At 63.2% G+C, this 18,930-nt stretch carries 17 protein-coding genes; 3 read left to right on the top strand and 14 right to left on the bottom strand.

Features of this window, described 5'->3' with window-relative positions; genetic code table 11:
- Positions 1-55: 55 nt before the first annotated feature.
- The 3 genes from AB4Y81_RS21100 to AB4Y81_RS21090 all read right to left on the bottom strand — a co-directional run bounded on the left by AB4Y81_RS21100 (position 56) and on the right by AB4Y81_RS21090 (position 3,366).
- Positions 56-1,081 carry a Gfo/Idh/MocA family oxidoreductase gene (locus AB4Y81_RS21100; RefSeq protein WP_441996886.1) on the bottom strand — a complete coding sequence of 342 codons (1,026 nt, stop codon included), beginning with the start codon at positions 1,079-1,081 and terminating at the stop codon, positions 56-58.
- 81 nt (positions 1,082-1,162) lie between these two features.
- Positions 1,163-2,182 (bottom strand): sugar phosphate isomerase/epimerase family protein, encoded by a 1,020-nt coding sequence (locus AB4Y81_RS21095; RefSeq protein ID WP_441996884.1) that lies wholly within the window; start codon positions 2,180-2,182, stop codon positions 1,163-1,165.
- Positions 2,179-3,366 (bottom strand): Gfo/Idh/MocA family protein, encoded by a 1,188-nt coding sequence (locus AB4Y81_RS21090; RefSeq protein WP_018779629.1) that lies wholly within the window; start codon positions 3,364-3,366, stop codon positions 2,179-2,181. The genes AB4Y81_RS21095 and AB4Y81_RS21090 overlap by 4 nt, the downstream gene beginning before the upstream one ends.
- 158 nt (positions 3,367-3,524) lie before the next feature.
- Here AB4Y81_RS21090 and AB4Y81_RS21085 point away from each other — a divergent pair, with 158 nt between their 5' ends.
- Positions 3,525-4,541, top strand: a complete 1,017-nt coding sequence (locus AB4Y81_RS21085) for a LacI family DNA-binding transcriptional regulator (protein WP_354628343.1) — start codon at positions 3,525-3,527, stop codon at positions 4,539-4,541.
- A gap of 69 nt (positions 4,542-4,610) precedes the next feature.
- Here AB4Y81_RS21085 and AB4Y81_RS21080 read toward each other — a convergent pair whose 3' ends face one another.
- From AB4Y81_RS21080 to AB4Y81_RS21070, 3 genes are all read right to left on the bottom strand, one after another.
- Positions 4,611-5,537, bottom strand: a complete 927-nt coding sequence (locus tag AB4Y81_RS21080; RefSeq protein ID WP_018779627.1) for an ATP-binding cassette domain-containing protein — start codon at positions 5,535-5,537, stop codon at positions 4,611-4,613.
- A 12-nt stretch (positions 5,538-5,549) separates the two neighbouring features.
- Entirely contained in the window at positions 5,550-6,602 is a 1,053-nt protein-coding gene (locus AB4Y81_RS21075) for an ABC transporter permease (RefSeq protein ID WP_018779626.1), read from the bottom strand.
- A 64-nt stretch (positions 6,603-6,666) separates the two neighbouring features.
- Positions 6,667-7,662, bottom strand: coding sequence for a substrate-binding domain-containing protein (locus AB4Y81_RS21070; RefSeq protein WP_018779625.1), 996 nt, complete (start codon positions 7,660-7,662; stop codon positions 6,667-6,669).
- Between the two features lie 319 nt (positions 7,663-7,981).
- Between AB4Y81_RS21070 and AB4Y81_RS21065 the strand changes: the two genes are divergently transcribed.
- Positions 7,982-8,722, top strand: coding sequence for a GntR family transcriptional regulator (locus tag AB4Y81_RS21065; protein WP_018779623.1), 741 nt, complete (start codon positions 7,982-7,984; stop codon positions 8,720-8,722).
- A gap of 18 nt (positions 8,723-8,740) precedes the next feature.
- Positions 8,741-9,634, top strand: coding sequence for a 5-deoxy-glucuronate isomerase (gene iolB, locus AB4Y81_RS21060; RefSeq protein ID WP_441996880.1), 894 nt, complete (start codon positions 8,741-8,743; stop codon positions 9,632-9,634).
- A 72-nt stretch (positions 9,635-9,706) separates the two neighbouring features.
- On the opposite strand, the gene AB4Y81_RS21055 is transcribed toward iolB, so the two are convergent.
- From AB4Y81_RS21055 to AB4Y81_RS21020, 8 genes are all read right to left on the bottom strand, one after another.
- The gene (locus tag AB4Y81_RS21055; protein WP_039240063.1) at positions 9,707-10,579 is read right to left on the bottom strand and encodes a sugar phosphate isomerase/epimerase family protein; all 873 of its coding nucleotides are present in this window, start codon (positions 10,577-10,579) and stop codon (positions 9,707-9,709) included.
- A 10-nt stretch (positions 10,580-10,589) separates the two neighbouring features.
- Complete coding sequence (locus AB4Y81_RS21050) at positions 10,590-11,603, bottom strand: Gfo/Idh/MocA family protein (protein ID WP_110505761.1); 1,014 nt, start codon at positions 11,601-11,603, stop codon at positions 10,590-10,592.
- 59 nt (positions 11,604-11,662) lie between these two features.
- The gene (locus tag AB4Y81_RS21045) at positions 11,663-12,580 is read right to left on the bottom strand and encodes a sugar phosphate isomerase/epimerase family protein (RefSeq protein WP_039240059.1); all 918 of its coding nucleotides are present in this window, start codon (positions 12,578-12,580) and stop codon (positions 11,663-11,665) included.
- Between the two features lie 28 nt (positions 12,581-12,608).
- Positions 12,609-14,120 carry a CoA-acylating methylmalonate-semialdehyde dehydrogenase gene (locus AB4Y81_RS21040; protein WP_039240057.1) on the bottom strand — a complete coding sequence of 504 codons (1,512 nt, stop codon included), beginning with the start codon at positions 14,118-14,120 and terminating at the stop codon, positions 12,609-12,611.
- Between the two features lie 41 nt (positions 14,121-14,161).
- Positions 14,162-16,108 carry a 3D-(3,5/4)-trihydroxycyclohexane-1,2-dione acylhydrolase (decyclizing) gene (gene iolD / locus AB4Y81_RS21035; RefSeq protein WP_441996877.1) on the bottom strand — a complete coding sequence of 649 codons (1,947 nt, stop codon included), beginning with the start codon at positions 16,106-16,108 and terminating at the stop codon, positions 14,162-14,164.
- Between the two features lie 7 nt (positions 16,109-16,115).
- A complete protein-coding gene (locus AB4Y81_RS21030; protein WP_055973484.1) occupies positions 16,116-17,078 on the bottom strand; it encodes a Cgl0159 family (beta/alpha)8-fold protein in 963 nt (320 codons plus the stop codon).
- On the bottom strand, positions 17,075-18,097 hold the full coding sequence (gene iolC / locus AB4Y81_RS21025; protein WP_039240053.1) for a 5-dehydro-2-deoxygluconokinase: 1,023 nt from the start codon (positions 18,095-18,097) through the stop codon (positions 17,075-17,077). Before iolC ends, AB4Y81_RS21030 begins: the two co-directional genes overlap by 4 nt.
- A gap of 162 nt (positions 18,098-18,259) precedes the next feature.
- Positions 18,260-18,664 (bottom strand): tautomerase family protein, encoded by a 405-nt coding sequence (locus AB4Y81_RS21020; protein WP_018779614.1) that lies wholly within the window; start codon positions 18,662-18,664, stop codon positions 18,260-18,262.
- Positions 18,665-18,930 lie beyond the last annotated feature (266 nt).

Genomic DNA, 18,930 nt, shown 5'->3' with positions numbered 1-18,930 from the left:
ACCACCACCACACACCACCCAAAACGTGACACCGGGCGAAGCAGACACGTCTCAGTTAGGCAGAAACCCTGACCGGCGCACCCGTCTCCAGGGACTCCTGTGCTGCATCCGCCACCTTGGAAGCAGCCACAGCGTCCTCCGGCGTGCAGGGATTCTTCCGCTGCCCGCGCACCAGTTCAACAAACGCAGCCATCTCCGAGCGATAAGCCTGATCAAACCGCTCCGCAAAAGTCAGATGAGGGGCGCCCGTGGGAAACGCGACGCCGGGTTCGGCGGACCGCATGGCCATGTGCTCGTCCATCCCAACCAGGACGGAGCCATTGGAGCCTTGGAGTTCCAGCCGGACATCATGGCCGGCCCCGTTGTAACGGCTGGCCGAGACCGTGCCTACCGTGCCGTCGTCGAACGTCACCACCGCCAAGGCAGTGTCGACGTCGCCAACCTCACCAATTGCCGGATCGCCGTTGTTGGAGCCCTTGGCATAGACCTCCACGATTTCCTTGCCGGTGAGCCAGCGGAGGATGTCGAAGTCGTGGACGGAGCAGTCCCGGAACAAGCCACCCGAGGTGGCGAGGAACTGGACCGGCGGCGGGGTCATGTCGCAGGTGACTGCCCGAAGCGAATGGATCCAGCCAAGCTCTCCGGCTTCGTAGGCCCGTTTTGCCTCGAGGTAACCCGCATCGAAACGACGCTGGTGCCCGATCTGCACGACGCCGTTCTTCTCCTGGATGTAGTCCAGGACCAGGAGGGATTCCGGCACGTTCACGCCCACCGGCTTTTCGCAGAACACAGGGATCCCGGCATCGACACCGGCACGGATGAGCTCCGGGTGGGTTGCCGTGCCTGTGGCTATGACCAGACCGTCCACCCCGGAGGCAATCAATTCCTCCACAGAGCCCAGGAAGTCGGCGCCGACAGAGCCGGCCACCGCGCGTGCATGCTCCTCCGCGACGTCTGTCAGCTTCAGTCGTACCTTCACACCGTCCTGCGCCATGGTGCCGTTCAGCGCGCTGATGTTATTCGCATGCATCACACCGATCCGGCCAACGCCTACCAGTCCGAGGGTCACTTCGTTCGTCATGTTCTGTCTCCGTCACTGCAGCAGAAAGCGGTCTCGGGGCGAGAATCCTGAAGCGAGACTAGACCTTGTTAGTTTGTCCTGTCAAACTTTTTGCTTCAATGACTCCTCCAGTGCAGCATCCGCATCCAGCAGGACCTTCGCCGCGACCTCCAGCCCTTCGATGCGCCCCAGGGACACGTCTTCATGCTCGATGTTCACCAGCATGTCCGGGTCCACGTCATGCAGCGCCCGGAGGAATTCGGTCCAAAAGGCGGTGTCGTGCCCACGACCCAGGGCAACGAAGTCCCACGCCGAGTTCTTGGGCCACTCATTGGCCCACTCATCGCCGCCAAGGTTGGTGCGATTCTCGTCGGCTGAGAGTCTGCGGAAGCTGTTGTCCAGCACACCGTAGAGCGCGGCATTTTCCTGGTTGACGCGCACGTCCTTAGCTGCCGCCTGGAACACCAACGGGCCAAGCTCCCGGACCACGGCCACCGGATCCATCTGCTGCCAGAACAGGTGGGAAGCGTCGAGCTCCACGCCCACATGGGTGGCGCCGGTGAGCTCGATCAGCTTGTAGACGTCGGCGGTGTTGAACACGATGTTCTGCGGATGCAGCTCCAAAGCCACCTTGACACCGTGATCGGCAGCGAGGCGATCGGTTTCCTTCCAGAAATCCGCAGCCACGCCCCATTGGTAATCCAGCACATCCAGTGCCGCCGAGTTCCAGGCGTTAACCACCCAATTGACGGTACTCGCGCCAGGCTCACCACCGGGAAGGCCGGACATGGTGACCACCCGGTTCTGGCCCAGGCGGCTCGCCAAACGGATCGAGCGCCGAATGTCCTCTGCGTGCTTTTCACCGATCTCGCGTTTGGGGTGCAGGGGGTTGCCGTTGCAGTTCAAGCCCGCAAGGGACACGCCAGTGCCCTCGAAGACCGCGAGGTAGTCATCACGGGCTGCGTCGCTTTCCAGAATCTGGTCAAAGGTAGGCACGTGCACAGCGGGCAGGAAGCCGCCCGTGTTGATCTCGATCCCCGTGAGCCCAAGGTCGGCAATGACTTTCAACGCTTCGGGCAGGGGGCGGTCGTGCAGGATCGCGTTGTAGACGCCGAGCTTCATAGCGTGATCTTCTTTCCGTTGTTGAGAGCGGAGTCGGTGACGGCGCCAAGGAGCTCCATATTGCGGACACCTTCATCGAACGTTGCACAGCGGGGCAGGGAGGACTCCGCGCTGAGGCCGGCAACCTCTTCCAGGAAGGCCCGCGCCTGGTAGCCGAACGCGTCGTTCTGGCCGAAACCAACCTCGGGCGCATCCATGGCAAGGCCTCCGGCGATGTAGGGGTGGCCCGGGCCAAGGATGACTTGGCGGTAGCCGTTCTCATTCCCGGATCCATCGTTCAGGAACAACTGGATCTCTGAAGGCCTGCGCTGGTCGAACTTGGCTGCGCCGTTCTCGCAAAAGACTTCAAATTGCAGGCTGTTGGCGTGGCCTGCCGCCACACGTGAGACTTCGAAGCTGCCGGCACCGTTGGTGAACTCAGCGTTGAAAGCGGCGTAGTCGTCATTCTCCACGGCTTCAAATACGTCACTGACAGCAACATGGTCATGGCCCATCACGGCGCTGAGCGGCAGGGGACGCTTGTCGATCGCCGTCGTCAGTCGCCCGCCGCTGATGGATTTGATGTCGCCACAGAGGAATTCGGAGACGTATGTCAGGTGGCTTCCGACGTCGGCCAGCGCACCCGATCCGGGCCCGCCCTTGTAGCGCCAGCTCATGGGCGCGGCGGGGCTGAAGCCGTAATCCGTCCAGTATCGGCCACTGAAGTGGAGCACATTGCCAAGCGTTCCATTGCGGATCAGGTCGCGAATGTAGGCAATGCCAGGGGTGCGGCGGAATGTGAAACCGATGCGGGCAAGGGTTCCGCGGGCTTCCGCTGCCCGGGCGGCGGAAGCCATGGCCCGTGCGTCGTCCAAGGTATCGCTGAGCGGCTTTTCGCAGAGGACATGCTTGCCGGCTGCCAACAACCCTTCGACCACTTCGCGGTGCAGGGAGTTGGCGATGACCACGCTGACCACATCGATGTCGTCAGCTTCGGCGATGGCCTGCCAGGAGGTGTCGTTGCGCTCGTACCCGAAACGGCGTGCTGCCAGTGAGCCGAATTCAGCATTGACGTCGCCGATCGAGACGAGGCGGACCGGTGGCAGCACCGGGCTGTAGAGGGCGGACGCGGTCCGGTAAGCGGCAGCGTGGGCCTTGCCGGCCATGCCCGCACCGATGACGGCGACGCCGAGGCTTTCAGCCATGATTTCTCCTTCGAAATTTCGCCTGCGCCCGAGGCGCTTTACGGCATTTTGTAGCGCTACAATTTCTACGCTGGATCTGATCGTAACTATGTCTATATGTCCTGTCAATCATTAACCGACTATCCTCGAAGACAGAACGAAAGGCATCCAGGAATCCCGTGACAAGCCCCGGAACACAGAACAGTCCCCTGGCCCGTCGGCCAACGCTCTACGACGTCGCCACCCAGGCGGGAGTCTCGCCGTCGTTGGTTTCCTTGTTCCTCAAGGATCCCGCACGCATCAGCGAAAAGCGCCGGGGCGCTGTGCAGAAGGCCATCTCGGAGCTCGGCTACCGGCCCAGCCGGGCCGCCACCACCCTGGCGAGCAGCAAGACCAAGAGCATCGGCCTGGTCATCGACGACTACCGGAACCTTTGGTTCGTGGATCTTCTCCGCGGCATGGAGTCCGTCCTTTCCGATCTGGGCTACCAAGTGATGCTCGCGGACTCCAGGCCAGGCGAGAACCGCATCAAGGAAGCCACCGACGGCCTGCTTGCCATGCATGTTGACGCCCTGGCACTCGCGGCCGAGCCCAGCGAAGCCATGTTGTCCGGAACCTGGGTTCCCACCGTGGTGGCAGGCTGGCGCAAAGGCATCCCGGAAGGCGCGGACCTGATCACCAACGACGACGACACCGGCGGCCGCCTGGCCGCCAACCATCTGCTGGAACTGGGTCACGTCCGCATCGGTCACCTCTCAGGTTCCGACGGCGCCTCCGCACACCGGCGGGCCGGCTTCCTGCGCGCTGTGGAGACTGCCGGCGTCGGGCCTGTTGTCAGTGAGTCCGTCGGCACGTCGGAGGAAGACGGCTACGCTGCGACCGTGTGGCTCCTGGAGCACCACCCGGACACCACCGCAGTCTTCGCAGCCAACGACACCATGGCCTTGGGCGCCTTCGCCGCCCTCAAGGCCCGTGGCTTGTCCGTGCCGGATGATGTTTCGGTGATTGGCTACGACAACTCCCCCTTGGCGAAGTCGCGCTACCTGGACCTGACCTCCATCGACAACCGGAGCGATCTGGTCGGAGTGGACACCGCCCGCAGACTGCTCGCACGGATCGAGGACCCCGCGCTCCTCCCCGAGCGGAAGCTTATTGAACCCGCCCTGGTACTGCGCGGCACAACGTCCACGCGCTGAGGCCCTGCTGCTGAAATAACTCTGCCCGGAACCGTTGCAGGCTCCGGGCAGAATTCCATGAAGGGCTGCCTAGTGGCGCTTGGGGGCGGCCTCCGTCGTGGCCTCGGCGACATCCGCTACCTCGGCTTTGACTTCCTCGAGCGCCGCGGAGTGTCCGCCAAGCTGCTCCAGCTCATGGGCCAGCTCAGCCAACTCGGCGCCACCGGCCATCTGGGCTGTCAGTTCATCCAGGGTGATGTCCTTCTTGTCGTAGTAGCCGATCGACTTGCCGCGCTTGAGCAGCAGGAACCGGTCACCGACGGGGAAGGCGTGGTGCGGGTTGTGGGTGATGAAGATGACGCCCAGGCCCCGGTCGCGCGCCTGCAGGATGTAGCGAAGTACGACGCCGGATTGCTTGACTCCCAGCGCTGCTGTCGGTTCGTCCAGGATCAGGACTTTGGCGCCGAAGTACACAGCACGGGCAATTGCCACACACTGGCGCTCACCACCGGAAAGCTGGCCGATGGGCTGCTCGACATCGCGCAGGTCGATGCCCATGTCGGCGAGCTCCTTCCTGGTGATGTCCTTCATCTTCTGGACATCCATGCTCTTGAACGGACCGAAACCGCTGGTGAGTTCGGAGCCGAGGAAGAAGTTACGCCAGATGGGCATCAGCGGGACCACGGCGAGGTCCTGGTAGACGGTGGCGATGCCGGCGTCGAGGGCGTCACGGGGTGAGTTGAACTTCCGCTCGTCACCCATCACCTGAAGTGTGCCCTCGTCGTGCTGGTGCAAACCAGCGATGATCTTGATCAGCGTGGACTTGCCGGCGCCGTTGTCGCCCAGGACGCAGGTGACGCGGCCGTTGTCCACGGCCATGGTGACATCGCGCAGGGCGATGATGTTGCCGTAGTGCTTGCCTATGCCATCGAGTGAGAGCAGGTGCACCGGTGTGTGCGTCAAAGGGTCCTTCTCGTCTTTCAGCAGGGTTTGCTGGTCAATCTGTTGTGCGTTCATGGTTCCGGCCCCTTACTTCAGCTCTGCCCGGCGTTTGACGATGAGGTTGACGATGGTTGCCAGCAGGAGCATCAAGCCAAGGAAGAACTTGAACCAGTCCGGATTCCATTGTGCGTACACGATGCCCTTATTGGCCATGCCAAAGATGAAGGCACCGATGGCGCCGCCCACTGCTGAGCCGTAGCCGCCGGTGAGGAGGCAGCCACCAATGACTGCGGCGATGATGTAGAGGAACTCGTTGCCGACACCTTCACCGGACTGCACGGCGTCGAAGGCGAAAAGGTTGTGCATGCCCAGGATCCAGCCGCAGAAACCCACAGCCATGAACAGGCCGATCTTGGTCTTGGTCACAGGGACACCTACGGCCCGGGCAGCATTGGCGTCGCCGCCCACTGCGAAGATCCAGTTGCCGACCTTCGTGCGCAGGAGCACCCAGGATGCGATCAGGACAAGGACGATCCAGAAGAAGACGGTGATCTTCACTTCCACTCCGCCAATGCTGACGGAGGACGCGAAAACCGCACGTGCTGATTCGAAGCCGTCAAGCTTGGAGATGGACGGGGAGGAAACACTGCCGCCGATCAGGCGGGTCAGCGCCAGGTTGAGGCCGGTGAGCATCAGGAACGTGGCCAGGGTGACGATGAAGCTTGGCAGCTTGGTCTTGACCAGTATCCAGCCGTTGATGAATCCGATGCCCAGCGAGACCACCAGGGCCAAGCCCACACCAACCCAGGCGTTCAACGAGAAGTTCCAGCTGAACAGCGAGGCGGTCAGCGCTGACGAGATCACGGCCACGCCGGTGGAAAGGTCGAACTCGCCACCGATCATCAGCAGCGACACGCCCACGGCCATGATGCCGATGGTCGAAGAACCGTAAAGGACGGTGGCGAGGGCGTTCGGTTGGGTGAACGTCTGCGACACCGAGGCGAAGAAGATAAAGAGGACCACGGCACCAACGAGGGCACCAACCTCGGGCCTGGCGAGGAATTTCTGGAAGGGGTTGCGGCGGCCGACCCGTTCATCACCAGGCGATGTCGCCGGCGGCAGGGTTGCTGTGTTTGCCATGGGAGTGACTCCTTGTTGTCCAGGCTGCGCGGCGGTTGCCCGCCGCGCAGCCTGATGCCGGGATCTAGCGGACGCCCTGCTGGGCGAATTTGAGGACGTCGGAAGCGTTGGACTTGTCCACGATGGTTGGTCCGGTCAGGACCGGCTGGCCGCCACCGATCTTGAAGCCGCCGCGCTTTGCCTGCCACAGGGAATCTACGGACATGTAGCCCTGAAGCCACGGCTGCTGGTCAACAGTGAAAATGACTGCTCCGTCAACGATCTTCTGGGCGAGGTCGGCGTTGAGGTCGAAGCTGGCCACCTTGGACGAGCTTCCAGCGTCGGTAACAGACTTGAGCAGGGTCAGCGTGATCGGGGCACCGAGCCCGATGATCACATCCGCGTCCTTGGCCGCCTGGAGTTTGGCAGTGGCCGTGGACTGGACGGCTGTCATGTCCTTGCCGTCAACATAGAGGATCTCCGTTGCGGGAACCTTGGCCTTGACGCCGGCACAACGGGCTTCCAAACCTACGTGGCCCTGCTGCTGGATGACGCAGACAGGGTGCTTGTAACCTTCGGCCGCGAGCCTGGTACCGACGGCCTCGCCGGCCAGTTGCTCGTTGGAACCGAAGTGGGTGAAGGCGCCGAGCTGGGCCGAGACGGATTCGCCGGCATTGAGGCTGACCACCGGGATACCCGCATCGGTGGCCTTCTTCAGTACATCCTTCAGGGCGTCCGGGGTCGCCAGCGTTACGGCGATGCCGTCCACCTTCTGGTCAATAGCCTGCTGGACCAGCTGCGCCTGGCGGCCGGCTTCGGGGTCGCTGGTGTACAGCAACTCAACATTGTCCTTCGCCGATGCTTCCTCCGCACCCTTGCGGACGATGTCCCAGAAGGTGTCACCGGCAGCGGCGTGCGTAATCAGGGCAACTTTGATGCGATCAGTGCCGGCCACCTGGCCGGCGGCTGCTCCCCCACCGGAATCTGCCGGCTTGCCACCCTGGCTCGAACAAGCGCTCAGTGCCACCAAGGGAACCACTGCAGCGACGACCGCCGCTTTGCGCCATGAGAATTTTGCCACCGTTATCTCCTTTGATTTCAGGTTGAGGGGTCCGAAGACTCGTATCCGGATCTCCCCACTACACCGATCATGGTGACTCGCCTCACACTTTGTCAATAGTTTGTCCTGACATTAGGATGTTTTTACTTGACCTCCTCGTGTAGACGACAAAGAACGTCCCGCGTGGGGCGATGACCTTGACGGCCATTACCCGGCTGCTATCATCAAAAAAGGCAGTATGTCCTATCAAGAGAACATGACCGGACATACGCTTCCATCCGGCAGAGGAGCCACATCCTGCTTCCCTGGCCGGTCTTCAGCAGGCGTCTAGGAGAATCCAGTGGCGAACCAACTCAGTCTCAGCATCGATCGTTCGTCTCCAGTGCCCCTCTACCACCAAGTGGTCCAGGGCATCGAGGCCGCGATCCACAGCGGCATCCTGGAACCCGGGAGCCGCTTGGACAACGAGATCGACCTCGCGGCACAACTCAACCTGTCCCGGCCCACCATGCGCAAGGCAATGGATGAGCTCGTCCGCGCCGGTCTCCTGGTTCGCAAACGCGGGGTGGGAACACAGGTGGTAGCCAGCCAGGTCCGCCGGCCGCTGGAACTCTCCAGCCTCTACGACGACCTCAGCAACAACGGCAAGAAGCCCACCACCGAAGTCCTGAGCTTCTCCCACGTCGAAGCCGACGCGCTCACGCTCACAGCCCTCCAATTGCCCGCCGGCTCCAAGGTCTACCACTTCACGCGCTTGCGCAAAGTGGGCGGCAAGCCGCTGGCGCTCATGGAGAACTGGGTCCGCGATGACATCACCAGCATGGATGAAGCCCAGCTTTCCAAGGAGGGCCTTTACGCCATCCTCCGCCGTGGTGGCGTCAACTTCAGGCTCGCTTCGCAGCGCATCGGCGCCATGATTGCCAACGACTACCAGGCTCCCCTGCTCGAAGCAGAGGTGGGTTCAGCACTGGTCACCATGGAACGCACTGCCGTGGACGACACCGGCCGCATGGTGGAAACCGGTCACCACGTCTACCGTGCCGACTCCTACAGCTTTGAAATGACACTCGTGCAGCGCTAAAGCAAGGACAGATTACATATGGCCAACTGGGTCTACCCGCTGGGAACAGCCAATGACGGCAAGTGGGACATCTCCCTGGGCACGTCAGATTCCAACCTCGCCGTCGACACTTGGGCCCACACGGGACTGAAGGTGGCGACGCTCGCCGCCGGGGCCGCCGTCGAACTTCCCGCAGCCGCGGAAGAACGCATAGTGGTGCCGTTGAGCGGCTCGTTCACCGTAACGGTCGACGACGGCGAGTACGTCCTCGCCGGGCGGCAGTCCGTTTTCCACGGGCCCAGCGACGTCCTGTACACGGGTATCGACAAGGCAGTCACCATCAGTTCGAACGACGGCGGCAGGGTCGCCATTGCGACCGCCCCGGCCAAGGCCGCGTACCCGACCCGGCTGATCACCGCAGCCGAGACCCCCGTGGAACTTCGCGGTGCCGGTAACTGCTCGCGGCAGGTCCACAACTTCGGTACGCCCGCCGCACTGGAAGCGGACCGTTTCATCGTCTGCGAAGTCATCACCCCGGCCGGCAACTGGTCGTCCTACCCTCCCCACAAGCACGATGAGGAGAAGGACGGCGAGACCAGCCTTGAAGAGATCTACTACTTCGAGACCCGGGTAGCTGCCGGTTCGCCCGCGCCTGAAGATGCCGACGCGTTCGGCCACGCGCGCGTGTACGCCTCCGACGAGCGCCCCATCGATGTCTCAGCCGAGGTCCGCACTGGCGACGTAGTGCTGGTGCCGTATGGCTGGCACGGACCTGCCATGGCGGCGCCGGGCTACGACCTGTACTACCTCAATGTCATGGCCGGTCCTGGCCGCGTGCGCGACTGGCTCATCAGCGACGACCCCCACCACGGCTGGATCCGCCGGACCTGGGAAGGCCAGGACATCGATCACCGGCTCCCGTTCACGGCCTAACCGGCTGAGTTTTTGTACAGCTAATGCCCCCAAGACCGCGTCTTGGGGGCATTAGCTGTACGAAAACTCGCGTTACTTGGCCTGGGCGATGTAGTCGTTCATCGTCTTGAGCTGGTAGCGGGACACGTCTTCCGCGTTCTCATCCTCTGCGAAGACCGAAGAAACCATCACAGTGTTTGCCTTGTCCAGGAAGCCGATTTCTTTCAGCCCGCCAAAGAACTCGTCCCAGTTGACGTCCCCGTCGCCGATCTTCAGGTGCTGGTGGACGCGTACGGCGTTGCCGGGCGGGTTGGTGATGTAGCGCAGGCCGTGGGACGCGTGATGGTTCATGGTGTCCGAGACGTGGACCAGCCGCAGCTTGTCCCCGGCCGCCCGCATGATCTCCAAGGGTTGGTTCCCCATGTGGAACGTGTGCGAAGCGACATAGACCATGCCGATATTCGGCGAGTTGACGCCGCGGATCACGCGCAGGGCAGCAAGCCCGTCTTCAACGAAGTCGTCCGGGTGCGGGTCAATCAGCACGTCCAGATCTTCGCGTTCGATGATGGGCAGGAGCTCTTCCATGGAGCGGTAGAACGCCCGCTCCGACTCTTCGGCCTTCTCGGGACGGCCGCTGAACTCCGTGTTCATGGTCTGCACCCCAAGGTCCACGGCAATCTGGATGGCTCGCTTCCAGTAGCGGACAGCGGCTTCCCGCGCATCCTCGTCCGGACCGGACCAGCGAAGGACCGGCAGGACCGAGGCGATCTCGACGCCGGCGTCCTTGCACGCTGCCTTCAGCTTCCCCACCAGCTCATCGTCTGCCTTGGGGTGGTTGAAGAACGGGATGAGGTCCGCGTGCGGGGTCATCTGCAGGTACTTGTAGCCCAGGTCCGCGGCCACACGCGGGAACTCCAGCAGGCTGTGACTGTGGTGGAACGGGGTGGGATCCAGTGCGATCTTCATGCTCAATCCCCTACTTGTACAGGTCCGGCTTGGTGTTCAGCTGGACTTTGACCTTCTCGCCGGACTTCTGGGCCTCGACGCCTGCCTCGCAGCAAGCCGCGGTGGCGTAACCGTCCCAGGCGGTGGGCCCGCCGATTTCGCCACGAAGGGCGGCGTCCACCCAAGCCTGCACCTCGACGTCGTACGCCGCTCCGAAACGCTCCTCAAAGCCCGGGGTGACGTTGCCGCCCCACTTGCCCGCGGACTGGATGTAGGGGCCGGAGTCCCCGCCGATGCTCACAATGCCGTCCTCGAAGGAAGCCTGCGTAGCCACCTGGTAGCCGAACTTGGCGTTGACGTAGATTTCGACGTCGGCCAGCACACCTGATTCGGTTTCCAGCAACACGTGCTGGGGATCGTGCTGGCCGTTCGGGGCGTTACGCGTCGCCTTGCCCAGGCGGACCTGCACGGAGGTGATTTCCTCACCGGTGAAGTAGCGGATCGCGTCGAATTCGTGGACCACGGAGTCGTTGATCAGCATCTCGTTGGTGAAGCCCTCGGGCGTTGTCGGGTTGCGGTGCTGGTGGTGCAGCATCAACAGCTCCCCCAATTCGCTGTTGCGGATGACCGACCCGAGCGCCGCATACTCGGCGTCGAACCGGCGCATGAAGCCCACCTGGATCCGCTTGTGGCCGAGCGCCTGCTCGGCCTGGACAACCTTCCAGGCGCTTTCAGCGTCAGGGGTCAACGGCTTCTCGCAAAGAATCGGGAAGTCCTTTTCGAGCGCCTTGTAGAGGATTTCCTCGTGGAGGAATCCCGGGGTGGCAATGAGGACGGCGTTCACGTCACCGTTGTTGAGGGCCTCGTCGGCGCTGGCCAGCGCCACGGCGCCGTCGATGCCTTCAATGGCGGCTTGCGCGCGGGCGAGGTCGACGTCGACGACGGCGGCAACTTCAGCGCCGTGGATGCGGGTGCTGAGGCGCTTGATGTGGTCCGCACCCATGCGGCCCGCACCGATGACGGCAACGCGGAGAGTCTTGGTCACTGTTCTTATCCTTCGTGAGGTTCTTGTGGGGTGCTGTTGGCAGGCGTTACTGGACTGCGTTACTCAACGCGGGTACGGGATCCGCAGGAAAGCAGGTAGTTGCGGGTCCGCTTGGCGATGGGCATCGGCACATCGAATGCCACCGGGTACATGTCCTGCTCGACGATGCCGAAAATGGGGCGGTTGAGCGCCTCCACGGCGTCGATGACGGCGCGCAGGTCCGGGAGTCCGTTCGGCGGCTCGGTCATCACGCCGGCAATGTTGGCAGCTGCCCACGTCATGTTCTTCTCGTTGACCTCGGCAAGGACCTCGGGGTTGATCTGCTTGAGGTGCAGGTAGCCGATGCGGTCCGGATAGTTTTTGATGAGTTCCAGGCTGGAAGCGCCGCAGTATTCTGCGTGGCCTGTGTCCAGGCAAAGGTTCAAGTACCGCGGATCCGTCGCCGCCAGCAGGGTTTCGATGTCCTGCTGCGCACCGACGTGCGAATCGGCGTGCGAGTGGAACTGCTGGTGCAGCCCGAAGTCCTCCAGGAGGACCTTGCCCATGCGGTTGTGGCCTGCGAAGAGGTCCGCCCACTGCTCATCCGTCAGGTTACCGTTTTCCACGGCCTCGCCTGTGACATCGTCCCGCCACATCGCGGGGATGACCACGACGTGTTCACCGCCCATGGCTGCCGTCAGTTCGGCAACCTTGCGCGCCGGTTCCCACGCCTCGTCGTACTGCTTGGCGCCGCGGTGGAAGGCAGTGAAGACGGTCCCCGCAGTGACCTTGAGGTCACGCTGCTTGAGCTCTTCGGCCAAGCGTGCGGGGTCGTTCGGCAGGTAGCCGTACGGGCCCAGCTCGATCCACTTGTAGCCGGACTCCGCAACCTCGTCCAGGAAGCGTTCCCACGGGGTCTGTTGGGGATCATCCGCGAACCATACGCCCCAGGAGTCAGGGGCGGTGCCGATGATCAGCTTGTTCTCAACATCAGTCATGACAGCGTTGTCTTTCTTCGGGAAGCTGCTAGTTGGAGGGGAAGTTGTACGAGGCGCCGGAGGCGTGGGTGGGCTCGGGCCAGCGTGAGGTGATGACCTTGCCCCGGGTGTAGAAGGAGACGCCTTCGGGGCCGTAGATGTGCTTGTCGCCGAAGAGGGAGTTCTTCCAACCACCGAAGGAGTGGTAGGCCACCGGCACGGGCAGGGGAACGTTGATGCCGACCATGCCCACGGTCACGGAGCGCTGGAACTTCCGGGCGTTCGCGCCGGAGGAGGTGAAGATCGCGGTGCCGTTGCCGTACGGGTTGGAGTTGATCAGGGCGATGCCTTCTTCGAGGTCGGCCACGCGGACCACCACCAGGACGGGTCCGAAGATTTCCTCGGTGTAGGCGGTCATTTCGGTCTTGACGTGGTCGATCACGGTGGGGCCCACCCAGAAGCCGTCTTCGTGGCCGGGGACCACCAGGTCACGGCCATCCACCACCATTGCCGCGCCGGCCGTTTCGGCTTCGGTGACGATCTTGACGATGCGTTCCTTGGAAGCCGGGGTGATGACCGGGCCCATTTCAGCGTCGGGTTCGGTGCCGTTCTTGACCTTCACGGCCAGGGCGCGTTCTTCGACCTTCTTCACGATCAGGTCGGCGGCGTCACCGACGGCCACAGCGACGGAGATGGCCATGCAGCGCTCCCCCGCTGAGCCGAAAGCGGCAGCGGCGAGGTGGTCTGCGGCGTTGTCGAGGTCGGCGTCGGGCATTACGATGGCGTGGTTCTTCGCCCCGCCCAGGGCCTGGACGCGCTTGCCGTGCTTGGTGGCGGTCTCGTGGACGTACTGGGCGATCGGGGTGGAGCCGACGAAGGAGATGCCGTCCACGTCCGGGTGGGTCAGCAGGCCCTCAACGGTTTCCTTGCCACCGTGCAGGACCTGGAACACTCCGTCCGGCAGTCCGGCCTGCTTCCACAGCTTGGCCAGCAGCATCGAGGCGGACGGATCGCGCTCGGAGGGCTTGAGGATGAACGCGTTGCCGGTGGCGATGGCCATCGGAGCCATCCACAACGGAACCATGACCGGGAAGTTGAACGGCGTGATACCGGCTACCACGCCCAGCGGCTCACGGAAGGAGAAAACATCGATGCCCGTGGAGACCTGGTCAGAGTAGTCACCCTTGAGCAACTGCGGAATGCCACAAGCGAACTCGATGACCTCCAGGCCACGGCCGATCTCGCCCTTGGCGTCAGAGAGGACCTTGCCGTGCTCGGCGGTGATCAGCTCAGCGAGTTCGTCCACGTGGGCGGCCACGAGCTCACGAAACTTGAACAGCACGGCGGTGCGCTTGGCCAGGGAAATGTCACCCCAGGACTCCGCGGCCTTCTTCGCGGCGGCAACCGCTGTGTTCAGGTCAGCCTCGTTGGCCAGGCGCAGTTCAGCCGTAACCTGGCCGGTGGCCGGGTTGTACACCGGCTGGGTGCGGTCGCCCTCACCGGTGGTTTCAGCGCCGTTGATGAAGTGGTGAATGGTGGTCAGTGTGGTCGTCGTCGACATGTGCGGACTTCCTTTGGTCTGTAGCGTGACGTGTGCGGGAATCAGCCGAGCAGTTTGCGCTGGCGGTTCTTGTGGTCGGTGTACGTCTTGTAAGCCTGCTGGGTGGACTCCAGGTCCGAGACCTGCGAAACGGGGACGTCCCACCAGGATTCGGAGGACGGCGCATCCAGCAGCGGATCGGATTCGACGTGGATCACGATCGGGCCGGTCTCCGGGGCTGCCTTGGCTTCCTTGATGGCGGCGCCCAGGGACTCAATGACGTTCTCTCCAGGCTCGATCCGGATGACCTTCGCGCCCATGGATTCGGCGTTGGTGGCGAGATCGATGGGCAGGTGCTCACCGGCGTCGAAACTGTGCTGTTCTTTGTCCAGGACGCGGTACTGCGTACCGAAGCGCTGCGAGCCGAGGGACTCGGACAGCGAACCGATGGAGGCATAGCCGTGGTTCTGGATCAGGACCACGATCAGCTTGATGCGTTCGGCGACGGCGGTGACCAGTTCGGTATGCATCATCAGGTAGGAGCCGTCCCCCACCATCACCACCACATCCCTGTCCGGACCACCGGCGGCGGCTTCGGCCAGCGCTGCGCGCTTCACGCCCAGCCCGCCGGGGATCTCGTAGCCCATGCAGGAGTACGCGTATTCCACGTGGTAGCCGAACGGGTCGCGGACACGCCACATCTTGTGCAGGTCACCCGGCAGCGAACCGGCGGCACAGATGACAACGTCCTGGTCATCCATGGCCTTGTTGGTGGCACCGATGATCTCGTTCTGGGCCGGCAGCGGTGTGTAACGGGTCTCGAAAGCCTCGTCCACGATCGCGTTCCAGCGCTTCTTTTCCGCAGCAACCTTCTGTTCGAGGTCAGCACCGACGCGGTACCCGCCCAGGGCCTCGTTCAGCTTCACCAATGCCTTGCGGGCGTCAGCGACGATCGGGAGGGTTGTCCCGTGCTTGTAAGCGTCGATTGGGGCCACGTTGATGTTCACGAACTTCACGTCCGGGTTTTGGAACGCCGTGCGGGACGCGGTGGTGAAGTCCTCGTAGCGCGTGCCGATCCCGATGATGAGGTCCGCTTCGGCGGCGATGGCGTTGGCCGCCGTCGTGCCGGTTGAACCGATGGCACCGAGGGAGAACTTGTGGTCCCACGGCAGGACGCCCACGCCGGCCTGGGTGTTGCCTACCGGAATGCCGGTCAGTTCAGCGAACTTGGCGAGTTCATCGTTGGCGTAGGCGTAGAGGACTCCACCGCCGGCGATGATCAGCGGGCGCTTGGCCGCGCGGATGGCTTCCACGGCGCGGCGGATGTCGTCATCCTCGGCCTCGGGGCGGCGGATCCGCCATTCACGTTCAGCCAGGAACTCTTCCGGGACGTCGAAGGCCTCCGCCTGGACATCCTGCGGCAGCGAAATGGTGACGGCACCAGTCTCCGCCGGATCCGTCAGGACACGCAGCCCGTGGTGGAACGCGGAGAACAACTGTTCCGGACGCGAAACCCGGTCGAAGAACTTGGACAACGGACGGAAGGCATCGTTGACCGTGATGTCGTAAGCGTATGGGAGCTCCAACTGCTGCAGCACAGGGTCCGCCGCGCGGGTTGCGAAGGTGTCACTCGGCAGCAGCAGCACGGGAAGGCGGTTGGTGGTGGCCAAGGCGGCACCTGTCAGCAGGTTCGAGGAACCCGGGCCGATGGAGGTGCTGATCGCGAACGTCTGGCGGCGGCGCGTGTGCCGTGCGTAACCTACCGCCTGATGGGCCTGGGCCTGCTCGTTGCGGCCCTGGTAGTACGGCATGATGGTGGGGTCCGCGGCCTGGTACTGCTTCAAGGCCTGTCCCACACCAGCAACATTGCCGTGTCCGAAGATGCCGAACGTGCCCGGAATCAGGCGCTCACGATACTCCACTCCGTTAATGGAATCCACGGTGTACTGCTTGGAAAGGAACTCGACCACGGCCTGCGCCACGGTCATCCGACGGGTTGCTGTTCCCATGGGTCTTCTACTCCGATACTTTCACTGGAATACGGGCATCAGCGCCATTCTTCGCCGCGACGGCGGGCACGGACGCAGTGTTGTTCAGCAGCGAGGCGGCCGTTGCTACGGCACCTGCGACGTCGCCGTCGTGCGGGTACAGCAGGGTGCGCCCGACCGTCAGGCCACGCACGCCCGGAAGTGCCAATGCCGCTTGCCAGCTGGCGAACACCTCGTCCTGGGTACCGTCCGGGTCGCCGCCCAAGAGTACGGTCGGCAGGGTGGTCGAGGCCATGACGCGTTCCATTTCGGCCACCACCGGCAGTTTCATCCAGGTGTAGGCACTGGTAGAACCGAGGCCCTCGGCAATTCCCACGGACTTGATCACAGCATCTGCGCGGAGGTCGTTGCGGACTTTGCCGTGGGCGTCACGCACGGACAGGAACGGCTCCACCATGGCGATCAGCTTGCGTGCTGCCAGGGAATCAATGGCTTTGGCAGTGGCTTCGAGGGTGGCCACCGTGTCCGGGTCGCCCAGGCAGATACGGGTCAGCATCTTGCCGCCATCCGCACCCAGCGATTCAAGGGCCTCTGCCGTGTGTCCGGTGAAACGGTCGTCGAACTCGTTGACCAGACCGGCCAGGCCGCCACGGTTCATGGAACCAAAAATGAGTTTGCCATCCAACGCGCCCAGGAGCAGGAGGTCGTCCATGATGTCCGGCGAGGCGAGGATGCCGTCCACGGCGGGGTTGGCCAACGCAATCTGGAGGCGGTCCAGGAGGTCGCGGCGGTCGGCCATCGCCATGGGCTCGGAGCCGACGGCCAGGGCACCACGGGCCGGGTGGTCAGCCGCGACGATGAAGTTCTGCTTGCCGTGCTTCAGTCCGGGGTGCCTGCGGCGCGTGGCTGCAGCGCGGGCAACAGCTTCCGGGTCTTCAAGCCTGATCCGGCTCAGGTGCTCATAACGGCGGGGGTCATCGTTGAGGCTCAACGCACTGCTCCTTCTGCGAGGGTCGAGGAGGCTGCAAGTGAGGCACCGGGAATGGGCCGGCCACGTTCGGCGAGCAGCGAGGTGACCTCGTCCGGCGTCGGCATCGCATCTGCGCACGACACCCGGGAGGCGACAATCGCGCCCGAAGCGTTGGCGTAGTCGAGGACTTCCGACAGCGGCCAGCCGGACAGCAGTCCGTGACAGAAAGCGCCGCCGAAGGAGTCGCCGGCGCCCAGGCCGTTGACGGTTTCCACCGGGACAGGCGCCGAGACCACGCGTTCCGTGCGGGTCTTGGCCATCACGCCTTCAGCGCCAAGCTTCACGACGGCGATTTCGACGCCGGCGGCCAGCAAGCGGTCTGCCTGCTCATCAGGCGTTCCCTCACCCACGGCGACGGCGCATTCCTTATCGTTGCCGATCGCGACAGTGACGTGCGGGAGGATCTTGGCGACCTCGGTGCGGGCTTCTTCTTCGGACGACCAGAACATGGGGCGGTAATCCAGGTCCAAGATGGTGAACTGGCCCGGCTTCAAGCCGGTCCGGGGACGGGCCTGGTGCGCGGCGATGTGTGCGCTGCGGCTGGGCTCCTGACACAGGCCGGTGACGGTGGACCAGAAGATTCCTGCTTCGCGGACGGCTTCAAGATCAAGCTCTTCGGCTTTGATCTGCAGGTCAGGCGCCGTGGGGAAGCGGCCGTAGAAGTACAGCGGGAACTCGTCCGTTGCGGGCTTGATCGCACAGAACGTCACTGCCGTGGGGTATTCCGCAACCGGCGACACGAACGAATCGTCAACATTGAACTTGTGAAGTTCGCGGTGCAGGTACTTCCCGAAGGCGTCATCGCCGGTGCGGGTGATGACACCGGTGCGGCGGCCATGGCGGGCTGCCGCAACAGCCACGTTGGAGGGCGAGCCTCCGAGGTACTTACCGAAGGACGTCACGTCCTCCAGGTCCACTCCGATGTCATTCGGGTAGATATCAACGCTGATGCGCCCGATCGTGAGTAGTTCGTGGGTCACGGTAATCGTTGACCTTTCTCTTGTGAACTCTGAACCTTTGAGCGCTGGGCCCCAATGCCTTGCCACCCCTCAGTGAGCGGGGCCACATGACTACTTTGCACCAGATTTCATGTCCTGTCAAAGGTTTGTACTGACATATTTACAACATGACACAGACAGCTTTTACTTGCTCGGAACAGCCAGTTCCCCACTGACATATTGGCTGCGCCCAAAGCCAAAGGACCAGTCCCCCGGCGAGTTCTCCACGTAGCCAACAAAGACATCCTCGCCCGCCACGCCCACACCGGCCAGGCCAGTCGCGATGGCCTCAAAGAGGGAGCTCTTGACCTCCTGGCTGCGTCCACCCTGGGTGAAGATCTGGATCATGACCACACTGTCGGTGCGCTCGAAACCGAGGCCTGCGTCTTGGGCGACGATTTGACCCTGCGCGTGTTCCGTAAGGATGTGGAAGTAGTCCCGCTCGGGGATTCCATACTCGGCAAGGATGGCGTCGTGGATGGCGCGGCTGAGGGCAGCCAGCTCCGCGGGCGAGCGACCTTGGTTTACATCGATTCGAACAAGCGGCATTGCGATCCTCCTGGAGTAGTTTGTCCTGACATACTAACAAACAATTGCATCTGGAGTACAGCAAAAGCCCGCCCGGGACATTCCGGACGGGCCTTTGCTTGAGCGTTGCGAGGCCCACTCTGCGCCCCAAAACACGCGAATACCCCGCACATCAGGCCCCACAACGGGGAACCTCACGTTGCGAGGCCCACTCTGCGCCCCAAAACACGCGAATACCCCGCACAGCGGGCCCCACAACGAACGCTTAAAGTACGACGGCGGCCCGG

The organism is Paenarthrobacter sp. TAF1 (assembly GCF_052113825.1).
GTDB lineage: Bacteria > Actinomycetota > Actinomycetes > Actinomycetales > Micrococcaceae > Arthrobacter > Arthrobacter nicotinovorans.
The sequence above is the reverse complement of the archived record's forward strand: the minus strand, read 5'-3'. Positions and strand labels throughout refer to the sequence as shown.

Coding starts and splice junctions, on each gene's coding strand:
- AB4Y81_RS21100 (WP_441996886.1), bottom strand. CDS start 1,081: ATGACGAACGAAGTGACCCTCGGACTGGTAGGCGTTGGCCGGATCGGT.
- AB4Y81_RS21095 (WP_441996884.1), bottom strand. CDS start 2,182: ATGAAGCTCGGCGTCTACAACGCGATCCTGCACGACCGCCCCCTGCCC.
- AB4Y81_RS21090 (WP_018779629.1), bottom strand. CDS start 3,366: ATGGCTGAAAGCCTCGGCGTCGCCGTCATCGGTGCGGGCATGGCCGGC.
- AB4Y81_RS21080 (WP_018779627.1), bottom strand. CDS start 5,537: ATGAACGCACAACAGATTGACCAGCAAACCCTGCTGAAAGACGAGAAG.
- AB4Y81_RS21075 (WP_018779626.1), bottom strand. CDS start 6,602: ATGGCAAACACAGCAACCCTGCCGCCGGCGACATCGCCTGGTGATGAA.
- iolB (WP_441996880.1), top strand. CDS start 8,741: ATGGCCAACTGGGTCTACCCGCTGGGAACAGCCAATGACGGCAAGTGG.
- AB4Y81_RS21055 (WP_039240063.1), bottom strand. CDS start 10,579: ATGAAGATCGCACTGGATCCCACCCCGTTCCACCACAGTCACAGCCTG.
- AB4Y81_RS21045 (WP_039240059.1), bottom strand. CDS start 12,580: ATGACTGATGTTGAGAACAAGCTGATCATCGGCACCGCCCCTGACTCC.
- AB4Y81_RS21040 (WP_039240057.1), bottom strand. CDS start 14,120: ATGTCGACGACGACCACACTGACCACCATTCACCACTTCATCAACGGC.
- iolD (WP_441996877.1), bottom strand. CDS start 16,108: ATGGGAACAGCAACCCGTCGGATGACCGTGGCGCAGGCCGTGGTCGAG.
- AB4Y81_RS21020 (WP_018779614.1), bottom strand. CDS start 18,664: ATGCCGCTTGTTCGAATCGATGTAAACCAAGGTCGCTCGCCCGCGGAG.